The following is a 12,523-nucleotide window of genomic DNA, read 5'->3' as shown; positions in this document are numbered from 1 at the left end:
CCGCGTCAGTGCGCGTCGCGCGGATCCGGCGCGGACGGCCGGCGGGAGAGTCGCGTCAGCCGGGGGATCTCCGCCGTCGCCCCGGCGTCGCCGGGGACGATGACCTCCTGCGCGGCCGCGACGTCGCCGTCCGGCGTGCGCACCACGAGGTCGCCGATCGGCGCGCGCCGCGACAGGATCGCCAGGGCGATCGGGCCGAGCTCGTGATGTCGTGCGGCCGAAGTGATGTGCCCGACCTCGTCTTCGGCGCCGTCCGGACCCACGGCCAGCACCGGAGCGCCCGCATCGGGCAGCAGGCTCTCGCTGCCGTCCAGGTGCAGGGCGGCGATACGGCGGGGCGGGTGCCCCAGGTTGTGCACCTTCGCCACGGTCTCCTGGCCTCGGTAGCAGCCCTTGTTCAGATGCACGGCGCTGCGGATCCAGTCCGTCTCGTGCGGCAGCGAGCGCTCGTCCACCTCGGCGGCCCAACGGGGACGCCAGGCCGCGATCCGCAGGGCCTCCGCGGCGAGCGCTCCGGCCCAGCTCGTCTCGGAGCCCGCGGCGAGCGCCGCGGCCGCAGGCTCGTCGAGCACAGCGGTGCGCCAGTGGTAGCCGGAGCCGGGGTGCTCGCCGACGTGGTACTGATGCCCGCCGGGCTGCACGGTCGGCCACGGATCGGTCCAGATGACCGCCTGCCCTTGCGGGGCGAGCGCGGCCTGCTGCGCGCGCTGCTCCGCACCCGCGCCGGCGAAGAAGCCGACGACGAGCAGTTCCGGTCGCACCGCGACCTTCACGTCGGCACGGAACACCATGCGCTGCAGCCAGGTCGCCAGAGGCTCGGCGTCGGCGGTGTCGGCGATGAGCCAGGTCGAGGAGCCGTCGTCGAAGACGGCGGCGACGTGCTCGACCCGCCCCTGCGGGTCGAGCACGAGCAACTCCGTACTCTGCCCGGCCTGCAGACGCGCGACGGACTGCGAGGTGATGGAGTCCAGCCAGGTGAGCCGTTCGGATCCGGTCAGCTCGATCACGGTGCGGTCCCCGAGCGGCACCAGCGCCTCACCGCGCTCCAGAGCGCGCTGTTCGCGGATGGGATCCCCGAAGTGCAGGACGACGTCGCCCTCCGCGATCGCCCCGGCCAGGGACGGGAAGCCGGCCATGATCAGACCTTCGCCAGTCGGGCGGATGCGTGCGAGCGCAGCCCCGCGCCGAGCGCGGCGATGTCCCAGGCCCAGAGCAGGTGGCCATCGACCAGGCCGTACATCCGGGTCGCGGCGCCGTACTCCTTGGCTCCTTCGGCACGCACGACGGCATCGGTGGCGATGTCGATGCGCGGTCCGTCGATGCGGCCGAGGTAGAGCTCGAGCATGCCGTCCGAGTGCGCGATCGAGACCTCGATCGCGAAACCGCCCTCGGGCCGCCGCAGCGCTTCGACGTCATCCACCGTGCGCGCTGCGACGCGGGCCTCGCGTGGCGGGAGCAGTCCCGGCCCGGCATCCTGCGCCTCGGCGGGACGCGCCAGACGCCAGAACCCCGACTCGGCGACGAGCCCCACCGGCTCGCCGTCCTCCGGGGTGAAGGTCGCGGTCGCCGCGTAGTTCAGGAACGGCCCGCCGTCGTGGCTGAAGCTCACGCGATGCGCGAACTCGCCCTGATAGCGGTGCGCGTCATCATCGCCGTCGGGTCCTGGGACCTCGTAGTCGATGACGCCGGTGCCCTCCCAGACACCGAGCAGCCAGGACAGCGGCACGATGTCGGCGGGCAGGTCGGAGGGGAGATCGAGCACGTGGAGCCTTCTCTCAGCAGTCGTCGCGGGGCAGGCGCTGATCAGCGCTGGCCGCGGAACAGGTTGACCAGGACGGCCCCTGCGCAGAAGGTGATCGCGAGCCCCGCGAGGACCAGCAGGCCGACGAAGAAGAGTTCGAGCGCGACGATGTCCATACGACTACTCTATGCCGTCCGCAGCCCCCGCCGCGCCGGGCGGGGCCCGCTGTGACGCACGGGGCTCAGGCGCCGAACAGCGCCGCGATGCCGAAGCCGGCGGAGACGATCCCCATCACCAGGAGCGCGCCGAGGCTCCCGGCCGAGACGCGCAGGATGAACCCGCGGGTCTCGCCGCGGAAGAGCTGGACGGCGAAGGACAGCAGCACGCAGATCCCGAACCCGATCGCGTACCAGGTCATCAGACGATCGTCGGGCGCGACGACGCCGATGAGGATCGCGCCCACTGCGGCGACGGCCCAGGTGACGACGAGCCCGACGAAGGGGCTGCGCGGAGCGAGGACGGGATCGGCCATGCGCCCATTGTCACCCATCCGCGCTGTGCGTGCAGTCCTGAGTAAGGTGTCAACAGGAAAGGATCCGCGTGGCGCAACTGCTGGTTCTGACGTCGTCTCCCGCCGAGGCGCCGGTTCTGCCCGCCCTGGAACTGCTCGGCCATCGCGTCCGGACGATTCCGGCGCAGCCGGCGGAGCTGGTGACCGCGCCCGACGCGGACGCCGTGATCGTGGATGCGCGCACCGACCTCGTGGCGGCCAAGTCGCTGTGCACGCTGATCCGCACCACGGGACTGCGCGGGCCTCTGCTGCTGGTCGTCACCGAGGGCGGGATGACCGCGGTGAACGGCGAATGGCGCATCGACGACGTGCTGCTCACGGGGGCCGGCCCGGCCGAGATCGACGCACGCATCCGGCTCGCCCTGTCCCGTGACGCGCCGTCCAACGAGCCCGTCAAGGTGCAGACCTCGGGGCTGACGATCGACGAGCAGTCCTACTCCGCCAAGCTGCGCGGCACCCCGCTGGATCTCACCTACAAGGAGTTCCAGCTGCTGCACTTCCTCGCCACGCATCCCTCCCGCGTGTTCACGCGCGAGCAGCTGCTCAGCGAAGTCTGGGGCTACGACTACTTCGGCGGCACCCGCACGGTCGACGTGCACGTGCGGCGGCTGCGGGCCAAGCTCGGCGACCAGGAGCACATCATCGGCACCGTGCGCAACGTCGGCTACCGCTTCAACGTCGACGAGGACGAGGCCCGCCCTGTCGCCCCCGGCGCCCGCTGAGCGGGTCCGCGTGACGGCGTCATCCGGGCCGTGAGGCGGACCGCGGATCCGGATCTCGTCGCGTTCACCTGCAGGTCACGTCATCCTGCAATGATGGGGCGCATGATCGATCCCGCACTGGCAGACTCCGGACTCGGCGATGCCGAGGACGATGACTTCGACGAGCTCATCGCTCCGAACGATGCGCTCCTCCCGGAGAACCGGTACCTCGACCGCGAGCTGAGCTGGCTGGCGTTCAACCAGCGCGTGCTGGAGCTCGCCGAGGACGAGACGCTCCCGGTGCTCGAGCGGGCGAACTTCCTCGCGATCTTCGCGAGCAACCTGGACGAGTTCTTCATGGTGCGCGTCGCCGGCCTCAAGCGCCGCATCGTCACGGGCCTCGCCGTGCCCACCAACGTCGGACGCGCCCCGGCCGACGTGCTGGCCGACATCTCCGCGGACGCCCACACGCTGCAGCGGCGCCATGCCGCCGCGTGGACCGGGATGATCCGCCCCGCGCTCGCGGCCGAGGGCATCACGATCGTGGACTGGGACGACCTGGACGGCGAGGCCAAGGCCGAGCTCACCGACTACTTCCAGGCGAATGTCTTCCCGGTGCTGATGCCGCTCGCGGTCGACCCCGCGCACCCGTTCCCGTACATCTCGGGCCTGTCGCTGAACCTCGCGATCCGGATCCGCAACGCCCGCACCGGCCGGCAGGAGTTCGCCCGCCTCAAGGTGCCGCCCATGCTGCCGCGCTTCGTCGAGGTGCCCTCGGTGAATGGCGAGCTGCGCTTCATCCGCCTCGAGGAACTGATCGCGAACCACCTCGACGACCTCTTCCCCGGGATGGAGGTGCTCGACCACCACGCGTTCCGGCTCACCCGGAACGAGGACGTGGAGATCGAGGAGGACGAGTCGGAGAACCTCATCCAGGCGCTCGAGGCCGAGCTGCTGCGCCGCCGCTTCGGCCCGCCGATCCGGCTCGAGATCACCGACGACATGGACGACGTGACGCTCGATCTGCTCCTCAACGAGCTCGACATCACCGACCAGGAGGTCTACCGGCTCCCCGGACCCCTCGACCTGCGCGGCCTGTTCGGGCTGGGCCGGATCGATCGCCCCGACCTGCGATACACCCCGCACGTGCCCACGACCGCGCTGGCGTTCAAGCCGGGTGCGAACGAGCGCATCGACATCTTCAAGGCGATCCGCAAGGCGGACGTGCTCGTGCACCACCCCTACGAGTCGTTCACGACGAGCGTCGTCGCCTTCCTCGAGCAGGCCGCACGGGATCCGCACGTGCTCGCGATCAAGCAGACGCTGTACCGCACCTCGGGCGACAGCCCGATCGTGCAGGCGCTCATCGACGCCGCAGAGTCCGGCAAGCAGGTGCTCGCACTCGTCGAGGTGAAGGCGCGCTTCGACGAGGCGAACAACATCGTGTGGGCGCGCAAGCTCGAGAAGGCCGGGGTGCACGTCGTGTACGGCCTGGTGGGGCTGAAGACGCACTGCAAGCTCGTCAACGTCATCCGCGAGGAGGACGGCGTGCTGCGCAGCTACAGCCACATCGGCACGGGCAACTACAACCCGAAGACCAGCCGCATCTACGAGGACTTCGGTCTGTTCACCGCAGACCCTCAGGTCGGCAAGGACCTCACCCGCCTGTTCAACGAGCTCAGCGGCTATGCCATCGAGAAGAAGTTCAAGCGCCTCCTGGTCGCCCCGCTGCACCTGCGGAAGGGCCTGCTCCGGCACATCGAGAAGGAGCGCGAGAACGCTCTCGCCGGAAAGCCGGCGCACATCCGGATCAAGGTGAACTCGATGGTGGACGAGCAGATCATCGACGCCCTGTACCGGGCGAGCGCGGCGGGCGTGCCGGTCGATGTGTGGGTGCGCGGCATCTGCAGCCTGCGCACGGATCTGCCCGGCGTCACCGACAACATCACGGTCCGCTCCATCCTCGGGCGCTACCTCGAGCACTCGCGCATCTTCGCGTTCCACAACGACGGCGATCCGCAGGTCTTCATCGGCAGCGCCGACATGATGCACCGCAACCTCGACCGCCGGGTGGAGGCGCTCGTGCGGGTCACCGATCCCGCCCACATCGATGAGCTGCTGGCCTTCTTCGACCTCGCCCTCTCCCCCGGCACGTCGTCCTGGCACCTCGGAGCGGACGGCGTCTGGACGCGGCGCGCGTTCTCCGAGGTTGGTACTCCGCTCGTCGACCTGCAGGATAGGACCATGTCGCAGATCCAGCAGCGTCGCAGGGCCAGGGCGGTGCGATGACCCCCAGCCCCCTCGGACCATCCACCGCCACCGCGGACACCACGGGTGTCACGGTCGTCGCCGACCGCCCCGACCGCGCCGTGTACGCCGCCGGTGGCCTGGTGTGGCGCGTCTTCGAGGACAAGCTGCGGATCCTGCTGATCCATCGCACGAAGTACCGCGATGTGACCCTGCCCAAGGGAAAGGTCGACCCGGGCGAGATGCTCGCGGAGACCGCGGTGCGGGAGATCTTTGAGGAGACCGGGATCCGCGTCTCGCTCGGCGCTCCGGTGGGCGTCTCCCGGTACACGATGGCCAACCGCAAGCAGAAGGTCGTGCACTACTGGGCCGCGGAGGCCACCGACGAGGCCGTGCGCGCATCCGCGTTCGTGCCCAACCGCGAGATCGCGGCGCTCGAATGGGTGAGCCTGAAGAAGGCGCGCGCGCGACTCAGCTACCCGGTCGACATCGAGATCCTGGACGCGTTCGCGAAGCTCGTCGATGACGGCGCTCTGCGCACCTTCCCGCTCGTGGTGCTGCGGCACGCGAAGGCCGCCAACCGCGGCGTGTGGCTCGGATCCGACGCGTCGCGTCCGCTGACCCCGCGCGGCCACGCCCAGTCGAAGGCGATCGTGGGGCCCCTGCGGGCGTTCGGCGTGGAGCGGATCGTGTCCAGCGACGCCCGTCGCTGCGTGGAGACGGTGATGCCCCTGTCCAAGGCCATCGGGCACAAGATCCGCAAGACCGACCTGCTCAGCCAGGACGCATGGGAGCAGGGTCTGTCGGATCCGCGCACGGTGATCGGGAAGCGCGTGCGCTCGGGCAAGGCCGCCGTCCTGTGCAGCCACGGACCGGTGCTGCCCGACATCCTCCGCGAGATCGCGCTGGCCACCGGCACCATGCACGGCTCGTATCTCGGCAGCGCCTCCGCCCTCGAGGTCGGAGCCTTCAGCGTCGTGCATCTCAGCGCGACCAACCCCGGATCCGGCATCATCTCGATCGAGACGCACCTGCCGAAGATCTGAACCGGCGCAGATCGTCGTTCACCCCCCGTTTACCTTCGATCTTTGATCGCGTAACAGACGACGCATATCGTCTGGCGTGGCCCTGCACCAGGGCACACTCGACACAGCGAAGGACTTACATAGTGAAGCTCAACCGCATCACCACCCTCGGCGCTGCCGGCGTGCTCGCCGCGATCGCGCTTGCGGGTTGCTCTGCCACGCCCAGCAGCACGAGCACCGACTCCCCCTCGGCGGCGCCGACCTCGAGCGCGATCACCTCGAAGATCGACGCGTCGCTGACCGGCACGATCACCTCGGGCGGATCGAGCGCTCAGGCCAACGCGCAGGCTGCGTGGACTGCCGCATACAACGCGCAGGTCAAGGGCGTCACCATCAACTACGACAAGTCCCAGGGCTCGGGCGGCGGCGTCACCAACTTCCTCAGCGGCGCGTACGACTTCGCCGGATCCGACTCCCCGCTGAACGCGGACCAGACCACGTCGTCGAAGGCCCTGTGCACCGAGGGCGGGATGAACATCCCGGTGTACCTCGACGGTGTCGCCATCGTCTTCAACGTCCCCGGCGTGACGGACCTCAAGCTCAGCGGCGAGACCATCGCCAAGATCTTCTCCCTGAAGATCACCGACTGGTCCGACGAGGCCATCACCAAGGACAACGGCAAGGCGCTCCCCGCCGGCAAGATCACCACGGTGGCGCGCTCGGACGGCTCCGGCACCACGGCGAACTTCACCAACTACCTCGCCGGCACGCAGTCCTCCGTCTGGACCTTCCCCGCGGGCAAGGACTGGCCAGTCGAGGGCGACGTCTCCAAGCAGAAGGGCGGCTCGGGCGTCGTGCAGGCCGTGGAGGCCGGCACCGGCACCATCGGCTACGCCGACCACTCCGCCATCGGCAAGCTCGCCAGCGCGTCGATCCTGCAGGACGGCAAGGCGGTCGCGTTCAGCCCCGAGGCCGTCTCGAAGACGTTCGACGTCGCCGCGGTGGACGCCTCCAACGGCGTCGCCGGCGACCTGTCGAAGAAGTTCGACTACTCGAAGCTGACCGCCGAGACCTACCCGATCCCGCTGGTCTCCTACGCGATCGCGTGCACCACCTTCAAGACGCCGGCTCAGGCCGCGCTCGTGAAGAGCTACATCGGCTTCATCGACAGCACGATCGGCCAGCAGGTCGCCGTGAAGAACGCCGGTGCGGCGCCGCTCCCGGACTCCGTCCTCAAGGCAGCCCAGGAGTCGCTCGCGACCATCAAGTAAGCATCAGGCCGGCCCGGGTCGGCTCTTCGGAGCCGACCCGGGCTGGGCTGGGCAGCCGACCCGATCGGAGGCCCTGCCGAGTTTCCGTGCTGGCCCGATCCCTCTCCTGCCTCCGGCCGGAGCACAAAGAAAGACGCTCACACATGCGAGATCTAGAGTGGCACCGTGACTGACGTCGCGCAGCGTGAGGAGACGACCCCGATCGTCTCCGAGAAACTCATCGGCAAGCGTCGCGCAGGCGACAGCTTCTTCCTGGGCCTGTCGACGACGGCCGCCGCGTCCATCATGGTGATCCTCGCCGGTGTCGCGATCTTCCTGATCCTCAAGGGCCTTCCCGCCATCACGGCGAACTGGGAGACGAACAGCGACCTCGCCGGCTACCAGAACAAGAACTGGGGCAGCTTCTGGAACTACGTCGCCCCGCTGCTCTGGGGCAGCATCTGGTCGGCGCTGATCGCACTCGTCCTCGGCGCCCCGGTCGCGATCGGCATCGCGCTGTTCATCTCGCACTACGCGCCCCGCCGGCTCGCCAGCGCGCTCGCGTATGTGGTCGACCTGCTCGCCGCCGTGCCGTCGATCGTGTTCGGCCTGTGGGGCGTCATCGTGATCCGCCCCTTCCTGCTGCCGCTCGCCGAGTTCCTCAACCAGTACTTCGGGTGGATCCCCCTGTTCCAGGGCCCTGTATCGAGCACGGGCTCGACCATGCTCGCCGGAGGCGTCGTCCTCGCGGTGATGATCCTGCCGATCGTCACCGCGCTCACCCGCGAGATCTTCCTGCAGACGCCTCGGCTGCACGAGGAGGCCGCCCTGGCGCTCGGCGCGACGCGCTGGGAGATGATCCGGCTGGCGGTCTTCCCCTACGCACGCAGCGGCATGGTCTCCGCCATCCTGCTCGGACTCGGGCGGGCGCTCGGCGAGACGATGGCGATCGCGCTGATCATCTCGCCGTCACTGCTGTTCTCGGTCGCCGTACTCACCGACGGATACAACTCGCAGACGATCGCGGCGAACATCGCGAACAACTTCCCGATCGCCACCGACCTGCAGCGCTCCGCACTGATCGGCACCGGCCTCATGCTGTTCGTGGTGTCGCTCGCCGTCAACATGATCGCTCGCGGCATCCTCGGCCGTTCCGATCGCAAGGCTCGCACCTCGCCGAAGATTGGAAAGCGCGTATGACCGCCGTCAGTTCGGCTCCGGTGACGGCACAGCCGTTGAGCCTGACCAGCGGGCAGCTGCCTCGCTGGATCGAACCCGTGCTCGCGATCGGCACCGCCGTGGTCGTGGCGGCCGTGCTCCTGGTGATCCAGCTGTTCAACCCGGCGGTGTGGCTCGTGCTCACCGCCATGATCTACCTCATCGCGATCGGCATCGGATCGGGCATCGTCGAGGGGCGCCGCAAGGCCGTCGACCGCGTCGTGCGCGGCCTCGTGGTGTGCGCCTTCGTCCTCGCCGTGGCGCCGCTGATCTCCACGCTCTGGACCGTGGTGGAGCAGGGCCTCAAGGTGCTGACCTGGGACTTCGTGACCAAGGTCGGCGGAAGCGTGTTCGACCCGAACACGCTGGCCGTGACGAACACCCCCGGAGCACTGCAGGCGGTCGTCGGAACGCTGATCATCACCGGAATCGCCGCACTCATCTCCGTGCCGATCGGCATCCTCGCCGCCGTGTACCTGACGGAGTACGCGCAGCCGAGCAACCCGCTGCGCCGGACGATCACGTTCCTCGTGGACGTCATGACGGGCATCCCCTCGATCGTCGCCGGTCTGTTCGCGTTCTCACTGTTCGCGCTCATCGTCGGCCCGAAGGCGTTCAGCGGCTTCTCCGCCTCGATCGCCCTGTGCGTGCTGATGATCCCGATCGTGATCCGCTCCACCGAGGAGATGATCCGTCTGGTGCCGAACGAGCTGCGGGAGGCTTCGCTCGCCCTCGGCGTGCCGCGCGCGACGACCATCATCAAGGTGGTGCTCCGCACGGCCGCGAGCGGCATCGTGACGGGCGTCGTCCTCGCCGTGGCCCGTGTCATCGGCGAGACCGCCCCGATCTTCATCGCGGCGAGCTTCACCGACAACTTCAACGCGAATCCCTTCAGCGGGCCCATGCAGACCCTCCCGGTGATGGCCTACACGGCCTACAGCTTCCCGGGCAAGGACATCGCCGCCTCGCAGGCGCAGGCCTGGGGCGCCGCCCTGCTGCTGGTCATCGTCGTCGTCATCTTCAACCTCATCGCTCGGATCGTCGCGAAGGCATTCGCGCCGAAGAGCCGCTAACTCAGGAAGGCACGCAGCGTGTCCAAGAGCATCGAAGTCAACGATCTGAACGTCTTCTACAGCGACTTCCTCGCCGTCGAGGGTGTGTCCATGAACATCGAGCCCCGCACGGTGACCGCCTTCATCGGTCCGTCGGGCTGCGGGAAGTCCACGTTCCTGCGCACCCTCAACCGGATGCACGAGGTCATCCCCGGCGCGACCGTCAAGGGGAACGTGTACATCGACGGTGAGGACCTGTACGCACCGGGCGTCGATCCGGTGCTCGTGCGCCGCCAGGTGGGCATGGTGTTCCAGCGGCCGAACCCGTTCCCGACGATGTCGATCAAGGAGAACGTGCTGGCCGGCGTCCGCCTCAACAACAAGCGGATCTCCGCCTCGGACGCGAACGACCTCGTGGAGAAGTCGCTCCGCGGCGCCAACCTGTGGAACGAGGTCAAGGACCGTCTCGACAAGCCGGGCGCGGGTCTTTCCGGCGGTCAGCAGCAGCGCCTCTGCATCGCCCGGACCATCGCCGTCTCCCCGCAGGTCGTGCTGATGGACGAGCCGTGCTCGGCCCTCGACCCGATCTCGACCTTCGCGATCGAGGAGCTCATCACCGAGCTCAAGAACGAGTTCACGATCGTGATCGTGACCCACAACATGCAGCAGGCCTCGCGCGTGAGCGACAAGACGGCCTTCTTCAACATCGCGGGCACGGGCAAGCCCGGCAAGCTCATCGAGTACTCCGACACCGCGACGATCTTCACGTCGCCGAAGGAGCAGGCGACCGAGGACTACGTCTCCGGCCGCTTCGGGTGATTCCCGCCTGATCCGTGAGGAGGGGCTCGGCGCTGCGGCGCCGAGCCCCTCCTGCGTTCCGGGACGCCGCGATCAGCGGTACTCGGGGTTCGCCTCGTAGCCCCAGCGCTCGCCGTCGTTCCAGGCCTCGCGGAGATTCCCGTAGGCGGGGATGCCACCGGCGTCCTTGAGCCGCCGCGCGGTGTGCAGCAGGTTCCAGGTCATGAACGTCGTGTTGCGGTTCGTGAAGTCGTTCTCCGGGCCGCCGGAACCCGGATCCAGATAGCTCGGGCCGGGTCCGATGGCGCCGATCCAGCCCGCATCCGCCGCGGGCGGGATCGTGAAGCCGATGTGCTGCAGGCTGTAGAGGATCGACATCGCGGCGTGCTTCACGCCGTCCTCGTTGCCGGTGATGATCGCGCCGCCGGTCTTGCCGTAGTAGACGTACTGGCCCTTGTCGTTGAAGAGGCCGCTCATCGCGTAGAGCCGCTCGATGAGCTTGCGGGTCATCGAGGCGTTGTCCCCGAGCCACAGCGGCCCGCCCACCACGAGGATGTCGGCGGCGTCGATCAGCGGCCAGATCCCGTCCGGCCACTCGTCTTCGGCCCAGCCGTGCTCGCGCATGTCGGGATAGACGCCGGTCGCGACGTCGTGATCGATGAAGCGGATGTTGTCGACGGTGACGCCCTGCGACCGCATCAGCGCGATGCTGCGATCCATCAGGCCCTGCGTGTGGCTGAGTTCGGGGCTGCGCTTGAGCGTGCAGTTGACGAACACGGCGCGGAGATCGTCGTAGGCCGCCGGAGCGGACGTTTGCTCTGCCATGGGGGCAGACTACGGCCATCGCCCTCGGCCGACCAGCCCCCTCGCGGAGCTCAGTCGCGCGGCGAGAGGAGGTAGACGTTCAGGCCGTCGGTGAAGGCGTGGTCGACCGCGAGGACCGCGTCGTCGATCGCGGTGATCGGTGCGGCCAGGCGCACGCTGGACAGGAGCCAGGCCTGATCGGCGGTGGCGAGATCGGAGGTCGGCACCGTGGCGTACTCCGTGGCATAGCCCTGGGCCTCGAGGTGCGCGAACAGACTGATCTGGGTGGTGCCCTGCAGGATTCCGCCGTGCGGAGCAGGGGTGACGAAGCGGTCGCCGAAGCGCAGGATGAGCGAGGCCGTGGGAGCCTCCAGCACGACGCCGTCGGTGGTGACGAAGATCGCGTCGTCGGCGCCGCGGAGGTGCGCCTCGCGGAGCGCCGCCATGTTCACGGCGTACGAGAGCGTCTTCGCGCCGAGCAGCAGCCACGGCGAGCGCTCCGCAGCTCCGCTGTCGTAGCCGCGGTCGAGCGTGACGACGCGGATGCCCTCCGTGCGTGCGGCGGTGAAGTCCGCAGCGGGCGCGGCCGTGACCCAGGCGGTCGGCGCCGGGCCGTGATCGACGCCGCGGCTGAGGATGAGCTTGATCACCCATTCGCCGGGGCCGCACTCGGCCGCCGCGAGCGCGACCGCCTGACGCCATTGCTCGCGATGCGGCTCCGGCAGATCGCATAGCGCGGCCGAATGGGCCAGGCGCTGCACGTGCGGTTCGACCTCCTGGGCGTGGCCGTCGACGACGCCGATCGATTCGAAGATCCCGTCGCCGCGCTGCGTGCTCAGCTCACCCACGCTGAGCGCCGGAGCACTCGGATCGATCCGGCGGAAGCTGTCGCTGAAATCGGCCCGCTCCTCGTCGGTGGACTCGGCGGGCGTGATCAGCAGGGCGAATCGGGCAGCGGCCATGCTCCGAGCCTAGGGCGTGGACGACGCGCCCGGCATCGGGGACGACGGGAATACCGCTGCGCCCGACGCGTTACACTTGATCGGCCGGGCCGCATAACCCCGGGCTCCATTTTTCGCCGCTGCGAGCGGCCTTCCGCCGAGAGGCGTTCTTGCG

At 69.0% G+C, this 12,523-nt stretch carries 12 protein-coding genes; 7 read left to right on the top strand and 5 right to left on the bottom strand.

Annotation, left to right across the window (positions count from 1 at the left end; translation table 11 throughout):
* Positions 1-5: 5 nt before the first annotated feature.
* The 3 genes from ACFC1J_RS15745 to ACFC1J_RS15735 all read right to left on the bottom strand — a co-directional run bounded on the left by ACFC1J_RS15745 (position 6) and on the right by ACFC1J_RS15735 (position 2,273).
* Positions 6-1,136: a YgfZ/GcvT domain-containing protein gene (locus ACFC1J_RS15745; RefSeq protein WP_375908059.1), complete on the bottom strand. Its 1,131-nt coding sequence runs from the start codon at positions 1,134-1,136 to the stop codon at positions 6-8.
* 2 nt (positions 1,137-1,138) lie between these two features.
* Positions 1,139-1,762, bottom strand: coding sequence for an FABP family protein (locus ACFC1J_RS15740; RefSeq protein ID WP_375908056.1), 624 nt, complete (start codon positions 1,760-1,762; stop codon positions 1,139-1,141).
* Positions 1,763-1,982: 220 nt separating this feature from the next.
* Positions 1,983-2,273, bottom strand: a complete 291-nt coding sequence (locus tag ACFC1J_RS15735; protein WP_045273450.1) for a hypothetical protein — start codon at positions 2,271-2,273, stop codon at positions 1,983-1,985.
* 68 nt (positions 2,274-2,341) lie between these two features.
* On the opposite strand from ACFC1J_RS15735, the gene ACFC1J_RS15730 reads away from it, so the two are divergent.
* The 7 genes from ACFC1J_RS15730 to pstB all read left to right on the top strand — a co-directional run bounded on the left by ACFC1J_RS15730 (position 2,342) and on the right by pstB (position 10,624).
* On the top strand, positions 2,342-3,034 hold the full coding sequence (locus tag ACFC1J_RS15730; RefSeq protein WP_375908052.1) for a winged-helix domain-containing protein: 693 nt from the start codon (positions 2,342-2,344) through the stop codon (positions 3,032-3,034).
* Between the two features lie 102 nt (positions 3,035-3,136).
* Positions 3,137-5,302 (top strand): RNA degradosome polyphosphate kinase, encoded by a 2,166-nt coding sequence (locus ACFC1J_RS15725; protein ID WP_375908049.1) that lies wholly within the window; start codon positions 3,137-3,139, stop codon positions 5,300-5,302.
* Positions 5,299-6,306: an NUDIX domain-containing protein gene (locus ACFC1J_RS15720; protein WP_375908047.1), complete on the top strand. Its 1,008-nt coding sequence runs from the start codon at positions 5,299-5,301 to the stop codon at positions 6,304-6,306. The genes ACFC1J_RS15725 and ACFC1J_RS15720 overlap by 4 nt, the downstream gene beginning before the upstream one ends.
* 122 nt (positions 6,307-6,428) lie before the next feature.
* Positions 6,429-7,556, top strand: a complete 1,128-nt coding sequence (locus ACFC1J_RS15715; RefSeq protein ID WP_375908044.1) for a PstS family phosphate ABC transporter substrate-binding protein — start codon at positions 6,429-6,431, stop codon at positions 7,554-7,556.
* A 165-nt stretch (positions 7,557-7,721) separates the two neighbouring features.
* Entirely contained in the window at positions 7,722-8,735 is a 1,014-nt protein-coding gene (pstC, locus tag ACFC1J_RS15710) for a phosphate ABC transporter permease subunit PstC (RefSeq protein ID WP_375908040.1), read from the top strand.
* Positions 8,732-9,826 (top strand): phosphate ABC transporter permease PstA, encoded by a 1,095-nt coding sequence (gene pstA, locus ACFC1J_RS15705; protein WP_375908037.1) that lies wholly within the window; start codon positions 8,732-8,734, stop codon positions 9,824-9,826. The genes pstC and pstA overlap by 4 nt, the downstream gene beginning before the upstream one ends.
* Positions 9,827-9,844: 18 nt before the next feature.
* Positions 9,845-10,624: a phosphate ABC transporter ATP-binding protein PstB gene (pstB, locus tag ACFC1J_RS15700; protein WP_375908034.1), complete on the top strand. Its 780-nt coding sequence runs from the start codon at positions 9,845-9,847 to the stop codon at positions 10,622-10,624.
* Positions 10,625-10,696: 72 nt separating this feature from the next.
* Here the strand turns inward: pstB and ACFC1J_RS15695 are convergent, their stop codons facing one another.
* Positions 10,697-11,428 carry a flavodoxin family protein gene (locus ACFC1J_RS15695; protein WP_375908031.1) on the bottom strand — a complete coding sequence of 244 codons (732 nt, stop codon included), beginning with the start codon at positions 11,426-11,428 and terminating at the stop codon, positions 10,697-10,699.
* A 50-nt stretch (positions 11,429-11,478) separates the two neighbouring features.
* The gene (locus ACFC1J_RS15690) at positions 11,479-12,369 is read right to left on the bottom strand and encodes an aminodeoxychorismate lyase (protein WP_375908028.1); all 891 of its coding nucleotides are present in this window, start codon (positions 12,367-12,369) and stop codon (positions 11,479-11,481) included.
* Positions 12,370-12,523: the final 154 nt, after the last annotated feature.

This window comes from Microbacterium sp. NPDC056052 (assembly GCF_042266785.1).
Classification (GTDB): domain Bacteria; phylum Actinomycetota; class Actinomycetes; order Actinomycetales; family Microbacteriaceae; genus Microbacterium.
The sequence above is the reverse complement of the archived record's forward strand: the minus strand, read 5'-3'. Positions and strand labels throughout refer to the sequence as shown.